This is a genomic window from Rhizobium sp. SRDI943 (assembly GCF_057653695.1).
In genome coordinates this window covers 3,721,381-3,744,724 of the sequence record NZ_CM172787.1, presented here as the reverse complement: position 1 = coordinate 3,744,724, position 23,344 = coordinate 3,721,381, and the positions used below count along the sequence as shown (strand labels likewise).

The 23,344-nt window shown below is 61.8% G+C and carries 17 protein-coding genes; 7 read left to right on the top strand and 10 right to left on the bottom strand.

Going from position 1 to position 23,344, the window contains the following annotated elements; translation table 11 throughout:
• Nucleotides 1-95: 95 nt before the first annotated feature.
• Nucleotides 96-311 carry a 30S ribosomal protein S21 gene (gene rpsU / locus AC245Y_RS18965; protein ID WP_012758994.1) on the bottom strand — a complete coding sequence of 72 codons (216 nt, stop codon included), beginning with the start codon at nt 309-311 and terminating at the stop codon, nt 96-98.
• 435 nt (nt 312-746) lie between these two features.
• Between rpsU and AC245Y_RS18960 the strand changes: the two genes are divergently transcribed.
• Nucleotides 747-2,918 (top strand): CHASE2 domain-containing protein, encoded by a 2,172-nt coding sequence (locus AC245Y_RS18960; protein ID WP_026157478.1) that lies wholly within the window; start codon nt 747-749, stop codon nt 2,916-2,918.
• 5 nt (nt 2,919-2,923) lie between these two features.
• Here the strand turns inward: AC245Y_RS18960 and AC245Y_RS18955 are convergent, their stop codons facing one another.
• The gene (locus tag AC245Y_RS18955) at nt 2,924-3,955 is read right to left on the bottom strand and encodes a FecR family protein (RefSeq protein ID WP_026157477.1); all 1,032 of its coding nucleotides are present in this window, start codon (nt 3,953-3,955) and stop codon (nt 2,924-2,926) included.
• A gap of 253 nt (nt 3,956-4,208) precedes the next feature.
• Here AC245Y_RS18955 and AC245Y_RS18950 point away from each other — a divergent pair, with 253 nt between their 5' ends.
• The 6 genes from AC245Y_RS18950 to AC245Y_RS18925 are packed head-to-tail and all read left to right on the top strand — an operon-like array spanning nt 4,209 to nt 10,191.
• Nucleotides 4,209-5,462, top strand: a complete 1,254-nt coding sequence (locus tag AC245Y_RS18950) for a sarcosine oxidase subunit beta family protein (RefSeq protein WP_012758991.1) — start codon at nt 4,209-4,211, stop codon at nt 5,460-5,462.
• A complete protein-coding gene (locus tag AC245Y_RS18945) occupies nt 5,462-5,863 on the top strand; it encodes a hypothetical protein (RefSeq protein WP_012758990.1) in 402 nt (133 codons plus the stop codon). The genes AC245Y_RS18950 and AC245Y_RS18945 overlap by 1 nt, the downstream gene beginning before the upstream one ends.
• A 12-nt stretch (nt 5,864-5,875) precedes the next feature.
• Nucleotides 5,876-6,217, top strand: a complete 342-nt coding sequence (locus AC245Y_RS18940; protein ID WP_012758989.1) for a sarcosine oxidase subunit delta — start codon at nt 5,876-5,878, stop codon at nt 6,215-6,217.
• On the top strand, nt 6,214-9,207 hold the full coding sequence (locus AC245Y_RS18935) for a sarcosine oxidase subunit alpha (protein WP_017995192.1): 2,994 nt from the start codon (nt 6,214-6,216) through the stop codon (nt 9,205-9,207). The genes AC245Y_RS18940 and AC245Y_RS18935 overlap by 4 nt, the downstream gene beginning before the upstream one ends.
• Nucleotides 9,200-9,748, top strand: coding sequence for a sarcosine oxidase subunit gamma (locus AC245Y_RS18930; RefSeq protein ID WP_017995191.1), 549 nt, complete (start codon nt 9,200-9,202; stop codon nt 9,746-9,748). The genes AC245Y_RS18935 and AC245Y_RS18930 overlap by 8 nt, the downstream gene beginning before the upstream one ends.
• A 44-nt stretch (nt 9,749-9,792) precedes the next feature.
• Nucleotides 9,793-10,191 carry a VOC family protein gene (locus tag AC245Y_RS18925; protein ID WP_012758986.1) on the top strand — a complete coding sequence of 133 codons (399 nt, stop codon included), beginning with the start codon at nt 9,793-9,795 and terminating at the stop codon, nt 10,189-10,191.
• 14 nt (nt 10,192-10,205) lie between these two features.
• Here the strand turns inward: AC245Y_RS18925 and AC245Y_RS18920 are convergent, their stop codons facing one another.
• The 8 genes from AC245Y_RS18920 to AC245Y_RS18885 form a co-directional block, all read right to left on the bottom strand.
• Nucleotides 10,206-10,694, bottom strand: coding sequence for a MaoC family dehydratase (locus tag AC245Y_RS18920; RefSeq protein WP_012758985.1), 489 nt, complete (start codon nt 10,692-10,694; stop codon nt 10,206-10,208).
• Nucleotides 10,695-10,784: 90 nt separating this feature from the next.
• A complete protein-coding gene (glgX, locus tag AC245Y_RS18915; RefSeq protein ID WP_012758984.1) occupies nt 10,785-12,761 on the bottom strand; it encodes a glycogen debranching protein GlgX in 1,977 nt (658 codons plus the stop codon).
• A gap of 12 nt (nt 12,762-12,773) precedes the next feature.
• Nucleotides 12,774-14,405, bottom strand: coding sequence for an alpha-D-glucose phosphate-specific phosphoglucomutase (locus AC245Y_RS18910; protein WP_017995190.1), 1,632 nt, complete (start codon nt 14,403-14,405; stop codon nt 12,774-12,776).
• 6 nt (nt 14,406-14,411) lie between these two features.
• Nucleotides 14,412-15,854, bottom strand: coding sequence for a glycogen synthase GlgA (glgA, locus tag AC245Y_RS18905; RefSeq protein WP_017995189.1), 1,443 nt, complete (start codon nt 15,852-15,854; stop codon nt 14,412-14,414).
• A 3-nt stretch (nt 15,855-15,857) separates the two neighbouring features.
• Entirely contained in the window at nt 15,858-17,120 is a 1,263-nt protein-coding gene (gene glgC / locus AC245Y_RS18900) for a glucose-1-phosphate adenylyltransferase (RefSeq protein WP_017995188.1), read from the bottom strand.
• Nucleotides 17,121-17,139: 19 nt separating this feature from the next.
• The gene (glgB, locus tag AC245Y_RS18895) at nt 17,140-19,347 is read right to left on the bottom strand and encodes a 1,4-alpha-glucan branching protein GlgB (RefSeq protein ID WP_017995187.1); all 2,208 of its coding nucleotides are present in this window, start codon (nt 19,345-19,347) and stop codon (nt 17,140-17,142) included.
• The gene (locus AC245Y_RS18890; RefSeq protein ID WP_012758980.1) at nt 19,344-21,806 is read right to left on the bottom strand and encodes a glycogen/starch/alpha-glucan phosphorylase; all 2,463 of its coding nucleotides are present in this window, start codon (nt 21,804-21,806) and stop codon (nt 19,344-19,346) included. Before AC245Y_RS18890 ends, glgB begins: the two co-directional genes overlap by 4 nt.
• Nucleotides 21,807-22,081: 275 nt before the next feature.
• Complete coding sequence (locus tag AC245Y_RS18885) at nt 22,082-23,281, bottom strand: pilus assembly protein (RefSeq protein WP_017995186.1); 1,200 nt, start codon at nt 23,279-23,281, stop codon at nt 22,082-22,084.
• Nucleotides 23,282-23,344: the final 63 nt, after the last annotated feature.

Sequence of the window (23,344 nt, the reverse complement as noted above, 5' to 3'; positions counted from 1 at the left end):
ATGCGATCTCTCAGCGGCAAACTAAAAAAGGCGGCGGCGAACCGATCGCCCCCGCCACAATGCATCTGAAAACGTCGAAATAACGACGGAAACGCTCAGCGTGCTGCGACCACACCTTCGCGCTGGGCGCGCTTGCGGGCCAGCTTGCGAACGCGACGAACAGCCTCGGCCTTTTCGCGAGCACGCTTCTGCGACGGCTTCTCGTAATAGTCGCGCATCTTCATTTCGCGGAAAATGCCTTCGCGCTGCATCTTTTTCTTGAGAGCGCGGAGAGCCTGATCAACATTGTTATCGCGGACAAGTACCTGCACGAGAATCACGTTCCTTTGGTTGGTTGATGCCGGAGGCGGCGCAGCGGCCTGAGGCAAAATAATTACGTTCGCGCGGCAGGAGCCTTGCGATTGGTGACGCGAAATAGCAGATTGGGTAGGGGAAGTCCAGATGGGGATGGGAGGCGGGCGGAAAAATCATGCTTCGCCTAATCCAGTCATGATCCGGCCGGTTCGGGCGCAGCTTCGTCCAGCGCGGCGATTGCCTCCTTGAGAGCCGTCCTGACCCTTGGGCGATCGGCGTGCTCCGGCGTCGACGATTTCGTTCACTAGCGCATAGGTTTCGTAGCTCAGGATGCTGAAAAGACAGCGCCCGGGATGCATCTGCGAATGGCGTTTGGACCGAAAGCGGCGTAGCCTGTCTGCCAGCAGGTGCGGGCCGTTCTGTCGGCCGTCGGAGGGACAGCCGGTGAGATCATGACGCGCGTGCAGCAAATCGGTGTCGTTATCGGCCTGGCGATCGTGGCTATGCTGACGCTCCTCCGGGCAGGCGATCCTGGGATTTTCAAGCTGATCCGCGGCGTGACGTTCGACGAGTATCAGCGACTGGTTCCCAGGACCTTCGAGCCGATGCCGGTCCGCGTGATCGACATCGACGAGACGTCGTTGCGCGAATTCGGCCAGTGGCCGTGGCCGCGGGACCGGATGGCTCTGCTGGTAGACCGGCTTTCGGAGATGGGTGCCTCGGCCATCGCCTTCGATGTTCTCTTCGCCGAGCCGGACCGGCTGTCGCCGCGCAATGTTGTGCGCGACGTTGCCGGTGTGGATCCGTCCTTGGCCGAGAAGCTGCCCGACAATGACGAGATATTCGCCCGTTCAATTGCCGGAAAACCCGTCGTGCTCGGCTTCGGTCTTTCCAACGAGGGCAACTATCGGCCGCCGGTCAAGGCGGGCTTCGCCTTCACCGGCGAAAGCCCCGTCTCGGCTCCGCCCTATCTCGGCGCCTCGACGCCGCTCAGACCGCAATTGGAGGCCAATGCGGCGGGGCTCGGCCATATCAGCCTCAATCCCGGCAACCCCTCGCCGGTGGTGCGGGCGGTGCCACTGTTCCTGACAGACGGCGAGCAGCTCTATCCTAATCTCGCAATCGAGGCCCTGCGCGTCGCACAGGGGGCATCGACCTATGTGCTATCGGGAGCGCCCGATCGCGTCGGCATCATGACATCGGCAAAGATCGGCGATTTCGTCGTGCCGCTGACGGCAGCAGGCGAACTCTGGCTCTATGTCAGCCCCGACCGAGCGGAACGTTATATATCCGCCCGTCAGGTGCTCGCGGCCGAAGGGGCCTCTCCCGAGGTCGCGGCCGCCATCGACGGCAGCATCGTCTTCGTCGGCACATCGGCAGCCGGCCTGCAGGACATCCGCGTCACTGCGCTTGGCGAGAACGTTCCCGGCGTTTCGCTGCATGCGCAGGCCGTCGAGCAGATCCTCTCCGGCCATTTCCTGTCGCGGCCCGACTGGGCCGACGGGCTGGAAATCCTGACGATCGCGGTGGTCGGATGCCTGCTCGTCGTGGTGACGACCTTCGTCAGCCCCGCCGTCGCTCTAATCTGTGGCCTGCTGATCACGGCCATGGCGCTGGTGGCGTCCTGGCTGTCGTTTCTTTATGCAGGACTTCTCTTCGATCCGCTGGCTCCGATCGTCAGCGGATCGATCATTCATTTTGCCGCGACCTCGTTCCGGATCCTGGTGATCGACAGGGAGCGGCGCGCGGTGCGGCGCGCCTTCGGGCATTATCTTTCTCCATCGCTGCTCCACCGCATCGAGCATACCCCCGATGCTTTGCGCCTCGGCGGCGACGATCGCGAACTGACGGTGATGTTTGTCGACGTCAGGAGCTTTACGGAGATCAGCGAGCGGCTGGCGCCGACAGATGTCGTCGCGTTCCTGAACACGTTGCTCGATGCGCTGAGCCGCCATGTGGTGGCCCATGAAGGCACGCTCGACAAGTTCATCGGCGATTCGATCATGGCGTTCTGGAATGCGCCTGTCGATGTGGCCGATCATGAAACCAAGGCCGTTCGCGCAGCACTTGCCATGCGCGAAACGCTGGCCGAATTGAACGCCGGCGACGCCTTCGGCTTCGGGCCAGGACAAGAGGTCGGGATCGGCATCGGCATCCATACCGGCCTTGCCTGCGTCGGCAATATGGGCGCCAAGACGCGCTTCAACTATTCGGCGGTTGGTGATGCCGTCAACGTCGCGGCGCGGCTGGAATCATGCTGCAAAGAGGTCGGCTTCGATATTCTGATATCCGACAGCACGGCAAGGTCGGTGCGGGGAATGGCGCTGATCGAGGCCGGTGCCATCCCGCTCAAGGGCAAGAGCAGCCGAACGCAGATCCTCGCCGTCGTCGGCGCCGAGCGCGTTGCAGCATCTGCCGAGTTTGCAGCGCTTGTTGTCGTTCACCAGCAACTGATGCAGGCCCTGCTTTCGCATTCAAAGAACACCCGCAAGCTTATCGGCACGGCAAAGCTCCGGGCGGCGCAGGTGATCGGCGGTTTGGCGGAATTCTATCAGCGGATCTCCGGCAGGACCGATCATTTTCGCGAGGTGGCTGATCGCTTCGAGAAGAGCGCGGCCGACTGAAGGCGTCAGCGGTTCCGATTGAAACTCCGGCCCTTGTCGTGGTTGCGATCCCTGCCGTGATCTCGATCACGATCCTTATCGTGATCACGATCTCCGCCATGGTCGCGGTCGTGTCCTCGATGATCCCGGTCATTCCCGTGATTCTGGCTGTGATTTCCCGGCCTGTCGTTTCCATCATGCTTGTCGGGCCTATCCGGCCTGTCGTGATGTGGCCTATCATGGTGCGGTTTGTCGTGATGCGGCTTATCGGGCTTGTGTGGCCGTTCCTTTTGCGGCTCGGCCTGTTTCGGCGGCGGATCTTGTTTCTGTGGATCGGGCGAAGCCGGAGGCGGGGGCCGGTTCCTGTCCCTTCTTTCCGGCGCGGCTGACGCCATATTGCAGCCGCCGAGCATGCCGATGCCGCCTGCAAGCCGCTGATTGCCGGAGAGGAAGGGCAGGGCGTGCTGATTTCCGAGTGTCGCGAGGATGCTGGGATCGACCCGGCGTGCCGCCGACATATCGCCGTTCGGCTTGGCCACCACACAATCGCAGCGCTGCTGCAATTGCCGGCAGCCGCCCGGGCCGCAGAAACGGGCAGCGCCATTCAACAGCACGACGGCGGTCGTGCCATCCGGGCCGACGTAGAAATCGAAAGCGGTGCCGCGCACGCCGATCGTGCCGGCCGGCGTCAGGATCTGGTAGGCCGAGGAGTTGGAATTGCCGCTGACCCAGCGGAATGTGCCCTTTGCTGCCCTGATCGTCAGTTTCTTGACCGATTGGGAATCATCGAAGACATATTTGTCGATCACGACCGACGAACCCCAGCCCACCGCGAGCTTCGTGCCGTCACGAAACACGAATTGGCCAAGCCCCGACGGTGATGTCTTGATGCGCTCGTTGCGATGGACGCTGGTGTCGACCTCGATCGGCCCGCTCTGTCCCGTCACCTGCGTCTTGATGACGACGGCCTGGCCAACCGGCTCGGCGGCGAGCGCCGGCCATGCGCCGCTTAACGCGATGCAAAGCATCGCGATTGATACTGAGCGCCAACCCCACATGATACACGTACCCCGGGAACGTGCGATTGTTAACATTTTAGCAATTGCTTGTCTTCTCACCCTCTTGGGTTAGGGGCGGTCCGGCGGCTCAGCGGAAATGCAGACGCTTGCGTCATCCGCCTGGAACGGCATTCTCGTCAGCGTGTCGAAAGCAAAGCTCTCGCGCGTCGCAAAAGAACCGTTGTGCCGCATTTGGATTTGCGATTTGTATGAGCGCGGAGAACAAGCCCTTTCCCGAAGGAGAAGAAGGCGGATGCGGAAATATTCGGTTTTTGCCGTGGCACGGGAGGCCCTTCGCGGCCACAAGGGCTGGGAGAAGCAGTGGACTTCGCCTGAGCCGCGCGCCGAATACGACGTCGTCATCATTGGCGGCGGCGGCCACGGGCTGGGCGCTGCCTACTATCTCGCCAAGGAGCACGGCATCACCAATGTGGCGGTGATCGAGAAGGGCTGGCTCGGCGGCGGCAATACCGGGCGCAACACCACCATCATCCGCTCGAACTATCTCTACGAAGAGAGCATGCACATTTACGAGCATTCGATGAAGCTCTGGGAAGGGCTTTCCCAGGAGCTCAACTACAATGTGATGTATTCGCCGCGCGGCGTGATGATGCTTTCGCACAATATTCACGACCAGCAGTCCTTCAAGCGGCATATCCATGCCAACCGGCTCTACGGCATCGACAATGAATGGCTGACGCCGGAGCAGGCGAGGGCCTATTGTCCGCCGCTCGATATCTCGGCCAGCGCGCGCTACCCGATCAACGGCGCAGCACTGCAGCGGCGCGGCGGCACGGCCAGGCACGACGCGGTCGCCTGGGGTTATGCGCGGGCGGCCTCAGACCGCGGGGTGCACATCATCCAGAATTGTGAAGTGACCGGCATCCGGCGCGGTCCGGACGGACAGGTGACCGGGGTCGAGACCTCGCGTGGCTTCATCGGCGCCAGAAAGATCGCCGTCTCGGCGGCCGGCCATACGACAACAATCATGCAGATGGCTGGTGTGCGCGTGCCGCTGCAATCGAGCCCTCTGCAGGCGCTGGTCTCCGAGCCGCTGAAGCCGATCTTTCCCTGCGTCGTCATGTCGAACACGGTGCATGCCTATATCTCCCAGTCCGACAAGGGAGAGCTGGTCATCGGCGCCGGCACCGACCAGTATAATTCCTATTCCCAGACCGGCGGGCTGCAGATCATCACGCACACGCTCGACGCTATCTGCGAGCTCTTCCCGATGTTCCGGCGCGTCAAGATGATGCGGCAATGGGGCGGCATCGTCGACAATACGCCGGATCGTTCGGCGATCCAGTCGAAGACGCCGGTTCCCGGGCTTTACGTCAATTGCGGCTGGGGCACCGGCGGCTTCAAGGCGACGCCGGGCTCGGCCAATCTCTTCGCGCATCTGATTGCCCGCGACGAGCCGCACAAATTCAATGCCGGGCTGACGCTGGATCGTTTCCGCAGTGGCCGGCTGATCGACGAGGCGGCGGCGGCGGCGGTGGCACACTGATGTGGACGGCGGCTCTCCTGACGATCGGGATCAGTGGCGCGGCAATGCCGGCCGGTGACGTCTTTCCCGGCGTCGGAGATTTCCGCCTGCAGAAGATCCACAGGGTTGCCGGCGAAAGCGAATGGCCCTTCGTTGCCGAGAGCGGCACGCTGCTTTGCGCGATGATCCTGCGCCAACCAGCCGTTTATTTCGTGCCTGAGGTCGGCGGAACGCCGGGACGTGCCTTCGTGATCGACAACGATATCGCCAAGATGGCTTTTGCGAATATCGGCATGACCGATGTGCTGGAGCCCTATGACAATTTCGAACAGCTTCTCAAGCGCCTCATTCCCTATGTGACGATGGGAAAGCGTCTCTGCAATCAACCTCCGGGAACCAATGTTTCCGGGTCGGAACTCTAAGACGGGTAACACATGCTGCTGATCTATTGCCCCTACTGTCAGGAAGAGCGCTCCGAGCTCGAATTCCGTGGCGCAGGTGACGCGCATATCGCGCGGCCCGCCGATATCGCCTCGATTTCGGACGAGGAATTCGAGTCTTATTTCTTTATCCGCGACAATCCGAAGGGGCTGATCTTCGAGCGCTGGCGGCATATTCACGGCTGCGGGCGCTTCTTCAACGCGGCGCGCGATACGGTGAGCGACAAGTTCATCATGACCTACAAGGCGGGGGAGCCAAAGCCTGAGATCGGTGCGGCGGCCAAGCAGCATGGGCCTGTCGAGACATATGAAGCCGTGGAAGGAGAGGCGCAATGAGCGGCGTGAACCGTATCGCAGGCAAGGGGCGCCTGACACCGGCCAGGACCGCGCGCTTCAGCTTCGACGGCAAGAGTTATACGGCGCTCGAAGGTGATACCGTCGCCTCGGCGCTGATCGCCAACGGCGTGCATCTCATCGGCCGTTCGTTCAAATATCACCGGGCCCGCGGTATTCTGTCGGCAGGGGCCGAAGAGCCGAACGCGCTGATCGACGTTTCCCGCGATACGGCGCGCAAGCAGCCGAACGTGCGCGCCACCGTGCAGGAAGTCTTCGACGGCATGATCGTCAGCTCGCAAAACCGCTGGCCCTCGCTTGCCTTCGACGTCGGTGCGGTCAACAACCTGATGTCGCCGTTCTTTGCCGCTGGTTTCTACTACAAGACCTTCATGTGGCCGCGCGCCGCCTGGAAACACGTCTACGAACCGCTCATCCGTCGTGCCGCCGGCCTCGGCGTCGCACCGACGGAGGAGGATCCGGACCATTATGCCAGCCGCTATGCCCATTGCGACGTGCTGGTGGTCGGCGCCGGTGTTGCCGGGCTTTCGGCGGCGCTGGCTGCGGCCGAGACCGGCGCCCGCGTGATCCTTTGCGACGAGCAGGCGGAAGCGGGCGGGGCATTGCGCTACGATGCCGGCGTGAGGATCGACGGACAGGACGGCAATAGCTGGGCACAGAAGGCCGTGGCGCGGCTGAAGGCGATGGATAATGTCGAAGTGCTCACCCGCACGACCGCCTTCGGCTACTACAACCACAATTTCGTCGGTCTTGCCGAGCGCGTCACCGATCATATTGCCAAGCCTTCCCGCGATCTGCCGCGCGAGCGGCTTTGGCAGGTCCGGGCCAAGCGGGTGATCCTTGCCACCGGCGCGATCGAGCGGCACATGGTGTTTCCGAACAACGACCGGCCGGGCATCATGCTCGCCTCGGCGGGGCGGATGTATCTCAATCATTACGGCGTTGCGGTCGGGGCCAAAGTCGGCATCTACACGGCGCACGACTCGGCCTATGAGGCGGCTTTCGACCTGAAACGATCCGGTGTTTCGATCGCCGCCATCGTCGATTGCAGGCAGACGCCGGGAGCGGCGGTGCTGGAGGAGGCGCGTACGCTCGGCATCGATGTTCTGGCCGGCCAATCGGTCGTCAACACCTCGGGACGGCTGCGCATCTCGTCGATGACGGTGGCGCGCAACGGCGGCGGTTCGCCGCGCAAGATCGCGGTCGATGCGCTGCTGGTTTCGGCCGGCTGGACGCCGTCCGTCCATCTGTTCTCGCAGTCGCGCGGCAAAGTGGCCTTCGATGCCGAAAGCCAGCGTTTCCTGCCCGGCTCCTATGCGCAGGACTGCCTCTCGGTCGGCGCGTGCAACGGCACCGACGACCTGCAGCGGACGATCGAGGAGTCGCTTGCCGCCGGCGAACTGATGGCGCAGGCCACCGGCAGAAGCAGTGGCGAGAAGATCGCAATTTCGGCCGAACAGGCCTATGACTGGACGGGCGGCATGATTGGTGCTGCCGAAGGCGCCGGGCCGAAGACCAACGCCAAGGCCTTTATCGATTTCCAGCATGACGTCTGCGCCAAGGATATCCGCCTTGCCGTGCGCGAGGGCATGCATTCGATCGAGCATATCAAGCGCTTCACGACCAACGGCATGGCCTCGGACCAGGGCAAGCTCTCCAACATGCATGGCCTGGCGATTGCCGCTGAAATGCTCGGCAAGGAAATCCCGCAGGTCGGCCTCACCACCTTCCGTGCGCCCTATACGCCGGTTACCTACGGTACGCTGATCGGTCATTCGCGCGGAGAGCTGTTCGATCCGACGCGCAAGACGCCGCTGCATGCCTGGGAAGAAGCCCATGGCGCGGTCTTCGAGGATGTCGGCAACTGGAAGCGTGCCTGGTTCTATCCGCAGGCCGGCGAGACCATGCATCAGGCGGTGGCTCGCGAATGCCGGACGGCACGCGAGGCGGCCGGTATCTTCGACGCCTCGACGCTCGGCAAGATCGAGGTGGTGGGGCCGGATGCGGCGGAATTTCTCAACCTCATCTACACCAATGCTTGGGACACGCTGAAGCCCGGCAAGGCCCGCTACGGTATCATGACCCGCGAGGACGGTTTCGTTTATGACGACGGCGTTGTCGGACGCCTGGCGGACGACCGTTTCCATGTGACGACGACCACCGGCGGCGCGCCGCGTGTTCTCCATCACATGGAAGATTACCTGCAGACGGAATTCCCGCATCTGAAGGTATGGCTGACTTCGGTGACCGAACAATGGGCTGTCATCGCCGTGCAGGGACCGAAGGCGCGCGAGATCGTCGCGCCGCTGGTCGAAGGGCTCGATCTTTCGAACGAGGCCTTCCCGCATATGAGCGTTGCCGAGTGCACGGTTTGCGGCGTGCCGGCGCGGCTCTTCCGCGTCTCTTTCACCGGTGAAACCGGCTTCGAAATCAATGTGCCGGCCGATTACGGCCAGTCGGTTCTCGAAGCGGTCTGGGCCAATGCTGAGCCGCTCGGCGCCTGCGTCTACGGCACGGAGACGATGCACGTTCTTCGCGCCGAGAAGGGTTACATCATCGTCGGGCAGGATACCGATGGGACGGTGACCCCCGATGACGCCGGACTTTCCTGGGCGGTTTCGAAGAAAAAGACGGATTTCGTCGGCATCCGCGGGTTGAAGCGGCCGGATCTCGTCAAGGACGGGCGCAAACAGCTCGTCGGCCTCGTCACCAAGGACCCGAAGCTGGTGCTCGAAGAAGGCGCGCAGATCGTCGCGAGCCCGAACGAGCCGAAGCCGATGACCATGCTCGGCCACGTCACATCAGCCTATTGGTCGGACAATTGCGGCAGGTCGATTGCCTTCGCGCTCGTCGCCGGCGGCCGGGCGCGGATGGGCGAAACGCTCTATGTGCCGATGCCGGACCGGACGATCGCCGTCGAAGTGACGGATCTGGTATTCTTTGACAAGGAAGGGGGGCGCATCCATGGCTGATGTCGCAATTCGCAAACCGGCGCTGGCCGGACGTCTCGGCGGCTCCGCAGCGGTGCGGTTGACGACCGCACCCACGGCCAGCCGGGTGGCGCTACGCGCGCCGGCGGAATCGCTCTCGGCACTTTCTTCTGCTCTCGGCCTGACGCTGCCGGATGCTCCGAAGACATCCGGCCGGGCCGGCGCCCGATCGGCGCTCTGGATTGGCCCGGACGAGTGGCTGGTGATCGATGAGGCCGGCGCCGGTCTGATGGCTGCACTTTCCGCCGCCGGTACGCTGCATTCGGCGACCGACGTTTCCCACCGCAATGTCGCGATCATCGTTTCGGGACCGGGTGCCGAGGCGACGCTTTCGGGCGGCTGCCCACAGGATCTGTCGCTTTCTTCCTTTCCGATCGGCGCCGCATCGCGCACGGTCTTCGGCAAGGCGGAAATCGTGCTTTTCCGTACGGAAGAAGACACGTTCCGGGTGGAGTGCTGGCGGTCGTTTTCGGATTATGTCTTCGGGCTGCTGAACGAGGCGGCTGAAGACGCTGGGCACTGAGTCTCAGCAAATCGCGGGCGTGCGCTCATTCAAGGGGTAAGCGAATGCTGCACCATGTCTCCCTCGGTGTTTCCGATATCGAGCGGTCGGCGGCATTTTACGATGCCGCCCTTGCCGCGCTCGGCTATATCAGGGTCTGGGACGATATCAGGCCAGGGCAAACAGGGGAGGCAATCGGCTACGGCCTTCCCGGCGGCGGGGACAAGCTGGCGATCAAGCATCGCCCGGATGGCCAGCGTGCGCCCGGCCCGGGTTTTCATCTGGCGTTTGCCGCGCCGAACCGCCAGGCAGTCGATCAGTTTTATGCGGCGGCAATCGCGCATGGCGGCAGCGACAATGGCCGTCCCGGCCTGCGGTCTCATTACGGTGAGCACTATTATGCGGCGTTCGTCATGGATCCCGACGGACATGCTCTCGAAGCCGTGTTCAATTCGGCCGAATAACAAAGCGATTTTGCTCAGATGTCCGCGGGACGGTCCTTCGGGTCGAATTGGATGATGGTGATCCATTTTGCCGTCAGTGCCGGCTTCTTCTCGTTTTCGATCTCGATCGTAACGTCATAGGTGGTCATCAGCATGCCGGCGCCGCGGAAGCGGGCTTCGGAAAGCAGGAAGCGACCGCGAACGCGGGCGCCGCTTTTCACCGGCGTCATGAAGCGGACGCGATCGAAGCCGTAATTGATGCCAAGAGTCTGCTCGCGCACTTTCGGCAGGCAGTTGTAGTTCATCGTCGACAGCAGAGACAGGGTCAGGAAGCCATGGGCGATGGTGCCGCCGAAGGGGCTTTCGGCCGCCGCGCGTGCGGGATCAACGTGGATGAACTGATGGTCGTCGGTCGCCGACGCGAAGGCGTCGATCATCGTCTGGTCGACGGTGACCCAATCCGAAAGGCCCGTTTCCATGCCGATCAATCCCCGCACGTCGGAGAGTGAAATTTCCGTGACCATGAATTCCTCGTGAAATAAGCCGCCGCGGCAAAGCCTTATCGTGCATTTGTGACGATTGCGACAAGGATTTGCGTGCGGGACGGGAGGCGGTCAATTTTCTACGAAAAAGGCAATCGAGCGTGGCTCGACGGTTGCACGGCCACCGGTTTTCTTCGCTCCATCCGGGGTCAACTGGCGCCAGCCCGGTTCGCTCTGAGAAGGCAGCGTGAAAAATTGGCGGCTCCCCGAGCGATTGAAAAGCACACCAAGCCTGGTCTGCCTGCCGCGAGAGGAGCGGTCACCGGTCGATAACAGCATGCCGAGGGTGGAGAGCGACGGCGTCTCCCATTCGGCAACGCTCATCGGTTCGCCGGAAAGCGAAATCCATTCGACATCGCCATTTCCCGCCAGGAAGCCCGTTTCGGAGAAAACGGTGAAACGGCGACGTAACCCTGCAACGAAGGCGGTATGGGCGATGAGACCCTCGTCCAACGCCTTCCAGTCCAGCCAGGTGATCTCGTTGTCCTGGCAATAGGCGTTGTTGTTGCCGTGCTGGCTGCGGCCGCCCTCGTCGCCCGCCGTCAGCATGATGCTGCCGCGGGTGGCAAAAAGCGTTGAGATCAGCGCCATCACATCGTCCCGGCGACGCTTGCGGATCGTAGGATAGACGGTTTCCCCCTCGACGCCGTTGTTCCAGGAATGATTCTCGTTATGGCCGTCGCGATTGTGTTCGCCGTTGGCGTCGTTGTGCTTTGCGGCATAGGAGACGAGATCGATCAGCGTGAAGCCGTCATGGGCGGCGAGAAAATTGACGCTGCGCGTCTCGTTGCCGTCGTTGCGGGAGAAGATGTCGGAGGAGCCGGCAAGTGCGGTTGCCAGCGCGCCGGTCTTCCAATCGTCGCCGCGCCAGTAGCAGCGCAGATCATCGCGAACCCGGTCGTTCCATTCAAGGAAGGGCGGCGGGAAATTGCCGAGCTGGTAACCGCCCGGGCCGATATCCCAGGGTTCGGCGATCATGATCCGGTCGGCAAGCACATCGTCGGAGAGGATCGAGGCCAGTGTTCCGTCGCGTTCGAAGCCCGTCGCGGTGCGGCCGAGTACCGGGGCGAGATCGAAGCGAAAACCGTCGACGCCGGCGTTGAGCACGAAATGGCGTAGGCTGTCGATGACGAGGCGGCGAACCTCAGGATGATCGCAGGCGAGCGTGTTGCCGGTGCCTGTGTCGTTGACGAGTTCGCCCGGGCAATTCTGGGCGTGGCGATAATAATGCAGGTTGTCGAGGCCGCGCAGCGACAGCGTCGCGCCGTAACGGTCGCTCTCGCCGGTATGGTTGAAGACGAGGTCGAGGATGACGGCGATGCCTTCGGCATGGAGGGCCGCGACCGTCTGGCGCAACTCGGTCATGCCGCCAGGCACGAGCCGCGGGTCGAGCGCCATGAAGGCGACGGGATTGTAGCCCCAGCCGTTGGTGAGGCCGAGCGGCGGAAGGTGGCGTTCGTCGATCCAGGCGGTGATCGGCATCAGTTCGACGGCATCGACACCGATCCGCTTCAGATGTGCGACGACGGAGGGATGGGCAAGCGCTGCGACCGTGCCGCGCTCAGCCTCCGGCACGTCGGGATGGAGAATGGTGAAGGGCCGTACCGCCACCTCATAGATAAAGCCGCCCGGTTTGAAGAGCGGCTTGCTGATCGCGGCTCGGGTATCGGTGGTGACAATCGCCTTCGGCATCAGATCCTGGCTGTCCTCGCCATAGATGCCGAGGCGGGGATCGTAGCGGAACGGCCTATCGATCTCCTTGGCGTAGGGATCGATCAGCAGTTTGGAGGGATCGAACCAGAGGCCGTTATCGGGCGCATAAATACCGTCGGCGCGATAGCCGTAGCGCGCGCCCGCCTTCAATCCGTCGACAAACAGTCGATGGATGTGGTTGCTGTCGCGCGCCATCGGCAGGCGCGCGAATTCCCTGTTGCCGTCATCCTCGAAGAGGCAGAGTTCGATCTGTGCGGCATGATGCGACCATACGGCAAATTCGACGCCGGTCTCGAAGACGATCGCGCCGGCTTGCGCCGAACTGTTCCCCCGCATGTTCCCCCCGGATCAGGTGATCACGGTTGGCGCATCGCGTCCCGTGCGTTCACGAATGCTGGCTATGCTTTCGGCGGCGGCGATCAGATCGGCGAGCGCTTCTTGCGTTTCGATGTTGTGACGAGTCGAATCCGGCTCGTAGCGCTCGATATAGACGCGCAAGGTTGCGCCAGACGTGCCGGTGCCGGACAGGCGGAAGACGACGCGGGAGCCGCCTTCGAAGAGCACGCGGATGCCTTGATGCTCGCTCACCGATTTGTCGATCGGATCGTGATAGGCGAAGTCGTCGGCCTTCTCGACCTTCAGGTTGCCGAAGCTCTCGCCGGGCAGGGTGGGAAGCTGGCTGCGGAGATTATCCACCAGGCCGTTCGCCGCATCGGTGTCGAGACCTTCATAATCATGGCGCGAATAATAGTTGCGGCCGTAGGTCTGCCAATGCTGGGTGACGATATCGGCGACGCTCTCGCCGCGCACGGCAAGAATGTTCAGCCACAGCAGCACGGCCCAGAGGCCATCCTTTTCGCGGACGTGGCTGGAACCGGTGCCGGAGCTTTCCTCACCGCAGATCGTCGCCATGCCGGCGTCGAGCAGGTTGCCGAAGAACTTCCAGCCGGTCGGCGTTTCATACATGCCGATGCCGCGCTTTTCGGCGACGCGGTCGGCAGCACCCGATGTCGGCATCGAGCGGGCGATGCCGGCGAGGCCGCCGGAATAGCCGGGGGCGAGATTGGCGTTGGCGGCAAGGATCGCCAGGCTGTCGGACGGCGTGACGAAGATGCCGCGGCCGATAATGAGGTTGCGGTCGCCGTCGCCGTCGGAAGCGGCGCCGAAATCGGGCGCGTCATCGCCCATCATTTCGTCGAAGAGTTCCTTGCAGTGCACCGGGTTCGGGTCCGGATGATGGCCGCCGAAATCCGGCAGCGGCATGAAGTTGCGCACCGAACCCGAGGGAGCGCCGAGACGATTCTCGAAGATTTCCTTGGCATAGGGACCGGTGACGGCGCTCATCCCATCGAAGGCAATGCGGAAGCCGAGGCTGATCAGGTTGCGGATGGCGCCGAAATCGAACAGCTCTTCCATCAGCGCGGCATAATCCTCGACCGGATCGATGACCGAGAGGATCGTGCCGCCGGGAAGCTCGTCCTTGCCGATGCGGTCGAGATTGACGTCTGCGAAATCGGCGATCTTGTAGCTGTCGATCGTCTTGGAGCGCGCATAGATCGCGTCGGTGATCTTTTCCGGCGCCGGGCCGCCATTGTTGATGTTGTACTTGATGCCGAAGTCTTCGGTCGGGCCGCCGGGATTGTGGCTGGCGGAGAGGATGATGCCGCCGAAAGCCTTGTATTTGCGAATGATGTGGGAAGCGGCCGGCGTCGACAGGATACCGCCCTTGCCGACCATGACCTTGCCGAAGCCATTGGCCGCGGCCATCTTGACCGCCTTCTGGATGACCTCGCGATTGTAGTAGCGTCCGTCGCCGCCGATGACGAGGCACTTGCCCTGATAGCCTTCCAGCGAATCGAAGATCGACTGGATGAAGTTCTCCGCATAGTTCGGCTGCTGGAAGACCGGAACCTTCTTGCGCAGGCCCGACGTGCCGGGTTTCTGGTCCAGATAGGGCGTGGTGGAGACGGACTTGATCATTTTAGGTCACATGCCTTTCGAGACGAGGCTTGAATAGAGGGCAGCGTAGCGTTCGGCGCTCTTCTCCCAGGAGACATCCGATTTCATGCCCTGCTTTTGCAATTGGGTCCAGAGTTTTCGGTCCCGATAAAAATGCATCGCACGGCGGATTGCCTGTAGCATGCCTGTTTCTGTCACGGGGGCAAATTGTATGCCGGTTGCGACTTTCGCTGCAAGTGCGGCGTGATTGGCGTCGATCACGGTGTCATTCAACCCGCCGGTGCGGGCGACGATCGGCACGCAGCCGTAACGCAGGCCGTAAAGCTGGGTCAGGCCGCAGGGTTCGAAGCGCGAGGGGATGATGATCGCATCGCAGCCGGCCTGCATCAGGTGCGACATCGGTTCGTTGTAGCCGATCGAAACGCCGATGCGGCCGGGATGGCGGCTGGCGGAGGCGAGCAGCGCGCCTTCAAGGGCGGCTTCGCCGGACCCGAGCACGACGAGCTTGCCGCCCATGGCGACGATCTCGTCGGCGATGTTGGCGACGACATCCATACCCTTCTGCCAGGTGAGACGGCTGATGACGCAGAAGATCGGGGCGTCGTCATTGTCGAGGTGGAAGAACTCGGCGATCGAGCGACGGTTCTCTTCGCGGTTCTTCAGCGTCGTCGAGCCGTAGTGGGTGTGGACGACAGGATCGGTCGCCGGGTTCCAGATATCGGTGTCGATGCCGTTGACGATGCCGTGCAGATCGTCGACGCGGCTGGCGATGACGCCCTCCAGCCCCATGCCGAATTCCGACGTCAGAATCTCATCGGCATAGGTCGGGCTGACCGTCGTGATCGCATGGGCGGTCTTCAGGCCGCCCTTGAGGAAGCCGACAGTGCCGTAATATTCGACGCTTTCGGTGGCGAAGGCATGGGCAGGCAGGCGCAGGCCGGAGAAAATCTCGGAACCGAACTGGCCCTGGAAGGCGATGTTGTGGATGGTCAGCACGCTCGGCAATTCCGGCGTCGGGTAGTAGCGCATATAGACCGACGTCAGCGCCGCCTGCCAGTCGTGGGTGTGGACGAGATCCGGCCGCCAGCCGGGCAGCAGGCCGGCGGCGATCTCGGAGGCGGCGAGCGACAGAGCAGCGAAACGACGCCAGTTGTCGGGATAGTCCTTGCCGAGCGGATCGAGATAGGGCCCGCCCGGCCTGTCGTAATAAGCCGGCGCATCGAGGATGAGCAGATCGAGGCCCTCGTGCTGGACCTCGAGTACGGTCGCCCGTTCACCGAGCAGGTCGGGGAATTCGAGCCTGACGACGGCGTCGCGAATGGCCTTCATGACGGCAGGATAGCCGGGTAGAAGGGTCTTGGTCTCGACCCCGAAGGCTTTCAGAGCAATCGGCAGGGCGCCGGACACATCGGCCAGACCCCCTGTCTTGATCAAAGGGAAGACTTCGGACGAAACCGAAAGAACTTTCATAAGTCAGATATCCAGCTTGTCGATCATCGGTTGCGTGATCAGGCAGATGCCGCTTTCCGTCCGCCGGAAGCGCTTGGCATCGAGCTCGGGATCCTCGCCGACGACCAGACCTTCCGGAATGACGACACCATGGTCGATGACCACATTCTTGAGCTGCGCGCGCCGTCCGACCTTCACGTTCGGCAGGACGACCGCTCCTTCCAACTTGGAGAAGGAGTTGGCCCTGACGCCGGTGAAGAGCAGGCTGTTGTTGAGCATGGCGCCTGAGATGATGCAATCGCCTGACACAACGGAGGAGGTGGCCGAGCCGCGGCGATCCTCGTCGTCATGGACGAATTTCGCCGGCGGGGTGATCTCGGCATAGGTCCAGATCGGCCAGGACTTGTCGTAGATATCGAGCTCCGGAACGATTGCCGTCAGGTCGATATTGGCCTGCCAATAGGCGTCAATCGTGCCGACGTCGCGCCAGTAGGGCTCGTGCTCGAAATCGGAACGGACGCAGGACTTGGCGAAGCGGTGGGCGACCGCCTTACCGTTCTTGACGATATAGGGGATGATGTCCTTGCCGAAGTCGCGGCTCGAGGTCGGATCGGCGGCGTCGCGGCGCAGCGCATCGAGCAGGAACTTGGTGTGGAAGACATAGATGCCCATCGAGGCGAGGGCGAAATCCGGCTTGTCGGGAATGGGCGGCGGATCGGCCGGTTTCTCGACGAAGGCGATGATCTCGTCCTTGTCGTTGACATGCATGACGCCAAAGCCGACCGCTTCCATGCGCGGCACTTCCAAGCAGCCGATGGTGACGTCGGCGCCGGAATCGACGTGCTGCTGCAGCATCCATTCATAGTCCATCTTATAGACGTGGTCGCCGGCGAGAATGACCATGTATTCGACACCGTAATCCTGGATGATGTCGATGTTCTGATAGACGGCGTCGGCCGTGCCTTCATACCATTGCGTCTCGGAAACGCGCTGGCTGGCCGGCAGAATATCAAAGCTCTCGTTACGCTCGGGGCGGAAGAAGTTCCAGCCGCGCTGCATGTGGCGGATCAGCGAATGCGCCTTGTATTGCGTGGCAACGCCGATACGGCGAATGCCGGAATTCAGGGCATTCGACAGGGCGAAATCGATGATGCGGGCCTTGCCGCCGAAATAGACGGCCGGCTTGGCACGCCGGTCGGTGAGTTCCTTGAGACGGCTTCCTCTACCGCCCGCCAGAACATAAGCCATTGCATCGCGGGCAAGTGGCTGAACGCGCTTTTCTACCATTTTCTCCTCCCACCAGTCACTAATTTTCAGGTTCAAGCATGATTGTCGCCAAGGGCGGCAAGGTAATCGAGCAGGTGATGTTGCCGCCGGCATCGACGGCCTGCACGCGCCCGCCATTGCCCTTGCCGCTGCCGCCGTAGATGTCGGCATCGGTGTTCAGGATTTCCCGCCAGCGACCTGCGGACGGCAGGCGGATCGAGTAATTCTCGCGATAGACAGGGGTGAAATTGGTGATGACGGCGACCGGCTTCTGGCCCGGCGCCTTACGCAACCAGGCAAAGACGGAATTCTGGTGGTCGTCGGCGACCAGCCATTCGAAACCTTCGCCCTCGCAGTCACGCTCATGCAGCGCCGGCTTGCTGCGATAGGTGAAATTGAGGTCACGCACCAGGCGCCGGATGCCCTCGTGCATGCGATACTGAAGCAGGTTCCAGTCGAGTGCCTTCTCTTCGCTCCACTCGCTCCACTGGGCGAATTCCTGGCCCATGAACAGCAGCTTCTTGCCGGGATAGCCCCACATATAGGCGTAGTAGGCACGCAGATTGGCGAATTTCTGCCAGTCGTCGCCCGGCATCTTGGCGATCAGCGAGCCTTTTCCATGGACAACCTCGTCATGCGAGAGCGGCAGGACGAAATTTTCCGAATAGGCGTAGAGCAGGCCGAAGGTGAGTTCGTTGTGATGGTGGCCGCGATAGATAGGATCGCGGCTCATGTAGCTCAGCGTGTCGTGCATGAAGCCCATGTTCCACTTGAAGCCAAAACCGAGGCCGCCTTCATGCACGGGCTGCGAGACTTTCGGCCAGGAGGTCGATTCCTCGGCGATGGTCATGACGTTGGAATTTTTGCCATAGATGCGGATGTTGAGATCCTGCAGAAAACGGACCGCTTCGAGGTTCTCGTTGCCGCCATATTCGTTCGGGATCCACTCGCCGTGCTTGCGCGAATAATCGAGGTAGAGCATCGAAGCGACGGCATCGACACGCAGACCGTCGAGGTGGAATTTTTCGGCCCAGTAGAGCGCGTTGTTAACGAGATAGGAAACGACCTCGGTGCGGCCGAAATTGTAGATCGCCGTGCTCCAGTCCGGGTGGAAGCCCTTGCGCGGATCTTCGTGCTCGTAGAGCGCCGTGCCGTCGAACCAGCCGAGACCGTGTTCGTCGGTCGGAAAATGCGCCGGCACCCAGTCGAGGATGACGCCGATGCCGACCTTGTGGCAGCCGTTGACGAAACGGGCAAAACCCTCCGGCTCGCCGAAACGAGCGGTCGGCGCATAGAGGCCGGTCGTCTGGTAACCCCAAGAGGGGTCGTAGGGGTACTCGGTGATCGGCAGGAATTCGATATGGGTGAAGCCCATGTCGGCGCAATAGGGGATGAGGCTGGAGGCGAGCTCGTCCCAGGACAGCATCGTGCCGTCCTGCCGGCGTTGCCAGGAGGCGGCATGCACCTCGTAGATCGAGATCGGCTGGCGGCGCTTGTCGGTCTCGCGCCAGTGCTTCAGATGGGCCTCGTCTTCCCACTCCTGCTCCAGCTCGGCGGCGGTGATCGAGGCGGTCTTCGGTCGGAGCTCGCTGCGCCGCGCAAAGGGATCTGCCTTTAGCGGCAGCAATACGCCGTCCTGGCCGCGGATCTCGAACTTGTAGGCAACGCCGATCGGTACGTCAGGGGCAAAGATTTCCCAGATGCCGCTGTCGGCACGGAAGCGCATCACGTGGCGGCGGCCGTCCCAATTGTTGAAATCACCGACGACGGAGACGCGCTGTGCGTTCGGCGCCCAGACGGCAAAATGGATGCCCTGGGCGCCGTCGTGCTTGATGAGGTGGGCGCCCATCTTGTCGAACAGGCGCAGATGCGAACCCTGGCGGGCGAAATAATCGTCCATCGGTCCGAGCACCGGACCGAAGCTGTAGGGATCGGTGACTGCCCATTCGGCATCGCCGCGCCGGGCGCGGTAACGCACCGGCTGGAGCTTTGTGAGGGAAACCGGGCCGGCAAAGACGCCGTCGGCATGGAGCTGCTTCAGTTCGCCGATGACGCCGCCGTCGAGCGTCATGGCGGTCACCTCCTCGGCGCCCTGGATGAAGCACCGGGCGACGAAGGCGTCGCCGGCCTGGTGCACACCGAGGACGGCAAAGGGATTGGAATGCGAGCCGGCAAGGATTGCCGTGATTTCATCTGCCGAAATTTCCCAGGAAAGCTTTACTTCAGGGATGGTCTTCGGCGTTTTCATCCGGCTCTCCAGATTTCGTCTGCATATTGCCTGATGGTACGGTCGGAAGAGAACCAGCCCATCCGCGCGGTATTGTTGATCGTCTTGGTGTACCAGGCGGACTGGTTGGTCCAGATCTGGTCGACCTCGCGCTGGGCCTGGGCGTAGGCGTCGAAATCGGCTGCGACCATGAACCAATCGTGCGAATAGATGCCATCGATCAGCGATGTATAGCGATTGCGGTCATCGGGCGAGAAGACGCCGGAGCCGATGGCGGCAAGCGCCTGGGCGAGTTCGCGCGATCCCTCGATGATGGCGCGCGGATTGTGGCCATCGCTGCGGACTTTCGACACCTCGTCGGCCTTGAGACCGAAGATGACGATGTTGTCCTCGCCAACATTGTCGCGCATCTCGACATTGGCGCCATCGAGCGTGCCGATCGTCAGCGCGCCATTGAGGCCGAATTTCATGTTGCCGGTGCCGGATGCTTCCATGCCGGCGGTTGAGATCTGCTCCGAGAGGTCGGCGGCCGGAACCATGACTTCGGCAAGCGAGACATTGTAGTTCGGGACGAAGACGATCTTCAGCAGGCCGCGCACCGACGGGTCGTTGTTGATCGTGCGGGAGACGTCGTTGATCAGCTTGATGATGAGCTTGGCATTGTAATAACTCGGCGCCGCCTTGCCGGCGAAGAGTTTCACGCGCGGCACCCAGTCGAGCTCGGGATGCGAGCGGATCTGGTCGTAGAGCGCGACGGCCTCGATGATATTAAGCAGCTGGCGCTTGTATTCATGGATGCGCTTGATCTGGATGTCGAACATCGCCGACGGATCGAGCTTCACGCCCATGCGGCTGGCGACGAGGTTGGAGAGTGCCACCTTGTTGGCGCGCTTTACCGCTGCGAACTTCTGCTGGAAAGCCGGATCGGAAGAATGCACGTCGAGCGCACGCAGCTTTTCGGCATCATCGAGGAATTCGTCGCCGATCGCCTCGCGGATCAGGCCGGTGAGACCGGGATTGCACTGCTGCAGCCAGCGGCGCGGCGTAATGCCGTTGGTCTTGTTGTTGATGCGGTTAGGATAGAGCTTGTGCAGGTCGGCAAAGACCGTGACCTTCATCAGGTCGGTGTGCAGGGCCGAAACGCCGTTGATCGAATGCGAGCCGACGAAAGCGAGGTTGCCCATGCGCACGCGGCGGTCGCCGCTTTCATCGATCAGCGAGATCGAGCGGATTTCCCCATCGGAGAAGTTCTTGCCCTTGCGGGCGTCGATCAGGATCTTGGCATTGATCGCATAGATGATCTGCATGTGGCGCGGCAGCAGACGCTCGAACAGTGGCACCGCCCAGCTTTCCAACGCTTCGGGCAAAAGCGTGTGGTTGGTGTAGGAGAAGGTTTGGCGGGTAATTTCCCAGGCCTGGTCGAAATCCATCCCGTGTACGTCACAGAGTAGACGCACGAGTTCGGCGACCGAGACGGCGGGGTGAGTGTCGTTCAGCTGGATCGCCACCTTGTCCGGCAGCGAGGTGAAATCGTCGTATTGCTGCAGATGGCGGCGCAGGATGTCCTGCAGCGAGGCCGACGAGAAGAAGAATTCCTGGCGCAGCCGCAGTTCCTGGCCAGCCGGGGTGGCGTCGGCAGGATAGAGAACCCGGGTCAGGCTTTCGGCCTTGTTGCTTTCGCGCAGAGCGCCGATGTGGTCGCCGGCGTTGAAGGCATCGAGCAGGATCGGATCGATCGGTTGCGCCGACCAGAGGCGCAGCGTGTTGACGCGCTTGCCGCGCCAGCCGACGGCCGGCGTGTCGAAGGCGGCGGCGATGACGCGCTCGGCCGGTTTCCAGACGTAGCGCGGCTGGTCGTCATGGGTGGTGATGAATTCGACGGCGCCGCCGAAGCCGATTTCATAGGCGCTTTCGCGGCGTTCGAATTCCCAAGGATTGCCGTGGGCGAGCCAGTTTTCCGGCAGTTCCACCTGCCAGCCGTCGGCCAACTGCTGGCGGAAGAGGCCGTGGACATAGCGGATGCCGTAGCCGTAGGCCGGGACGTCGACCGTTGCCATGCTCTCCATGAAACAGGCAGCCAGACGGCCGAGGCCGCCGTTGCCGAGTGCGGCGTCCGGCTCCAGGCCGGCGATGACGTTGACGTCGACGCCGAGCGAGGCGAGTGCGTCGCGCACCTCCTCCATCAGGCCGAGGTTCGAAACGGCGTCGCGCATCAGCCGGCCGATCAGGAATTCGAGAGAAAGATAATAGACGCGCTTAGCGCCGGTCGCATAAACCTCGCGGGTGGAAGCCATCCACCTGTCGATGATGCGGTCGCGCACCACCAGGATCGTCGCGGTCAGCCAGTCATGCGGCTTTGCCACCTTGGCATCCTTGCCGATGCGGTAGGTCAGACGTTCGATAATTTCTTCAGCGAGAATTTCCGGCCTTGAACTGCGAGGGGCGGGGGAGGGGATGATCGGCTTGGAAACAGTGTTCATCGTCAGGTCTCGCCAATTTTAATTTTGTTTCAGGATGTTATGCCTGATTCAATCAATTTGTCGCTTGCGCAGCCGACAGTTTATGCATCGTTACTAAGCACTTGCAACAAAGGATTTGGACAAACGAAAAAATTGCGAAACCTTCATATTCACGCGGGTCGAGGGGCTTGATTTCAATCGCTTTTCCCGATCTGATGCGCCGAACGAGCACAACGAAAAGCCGCACCGGTTTGTTCCGGCGCGGCTTTTCGTTTCCCATTTCTCTGGGCGTTGTATCAGTTCGTCAGACGCGTGACCTGATTGGATGCTTTCATGCCGATTTCCTTGAATGCCTTCAGGAGCGCCGTCATGTCGCCAGCGGGAAAATAGTTGCCCGGCGCTGTCGCGCAATAGCTCAGCAGAGCCTGGCCACGCGCCGGCGCCATAAAGGCAATCGTATAGACCTGCATCTTGGCGTCGCGCGCCTTGTCGCACCACGTCTTCGTTTCGGTGTCGGCGGAGGTATAGTTGTTGTCTCCGTCCGTCATGAAGACGATGTATTTTGTCGGAACCTGTCCCGTCTTGTCCACGTGCGCCTTGTCTTCGGCCGCGTCGGCAAGCTTATTATAGGCCGTCTTGAATGCCTCGCCAGAGTCCGTACCGTCGGTCGCCGTCAGCTTGTTGACATATTTGGTGACGTGGGCCGTTCCCCAATCCAGCGCTTTCGCTTTCTGCATCTCGATATTGTAGGAAACGGCACCCGTGCGGACATATTCCTTTTCGGGATCGACTGCGTCGAGTTCGCCCGTCAGCGTGCCGACGGCAAGCTTCAGGGCTTCGATTTTGGTGTAGTAGTGAGGACGCGTATCGGTGCAGGTCTTCTTCTTGGTTACGTTGCCGTATCTGTCTTTTTCGCTGCAGTCGTAATTGTATTCTTCCGTAGGATCTGACGCGTTGACCGTCGCGGTATCCTCGCCCATTGAGCCGGATCTGTCGAGGACGAGGAACATCGAGACGGAGCCTTGGGTTTGCGAATTGCCGCTGGTCGTCGTGCTCGACGTTGAAATGTTCTGCGTCGTGAACCCGATCGTCTGCATCAGCGGATTGACCGCGATGTTGTAGTCGGGCGAAACCGTCACTTGATAGGATGTCGACTTGCCCGATGTCGTTGTCCGGACATCGACGCCCGTCGTGCTCTTGATATCGATGCCGCTCTGAAGGTAATTCGCCATTTGTCCGGCGACGAAATCCCGCGCGAAGGCCTCGGCCTGCGAGGTTTGGATCGTGCCGTTTGCCAGGGCGGTCGCGGTTGCCAGCGCGGCAGAATCGGCGGCTTCCTGCAATTGCTGTTTCGAGAGCAATAGGTCGCCCACCTGGATCGCCATGCCGGCAGCACCAAAGAGGACGGGCAATACGATCGCCGTCATTATACCGAAATTACCGCCACGGTCGCCAAGCATGCGACGCAGGCAGGGATGCAAAAAGGAGGTGCTCATCATGTTCACCCGTGTAGGAGGCCCTGTGCGGTGATATTAGGCACGCTCCTCCTTTCCGCTGTC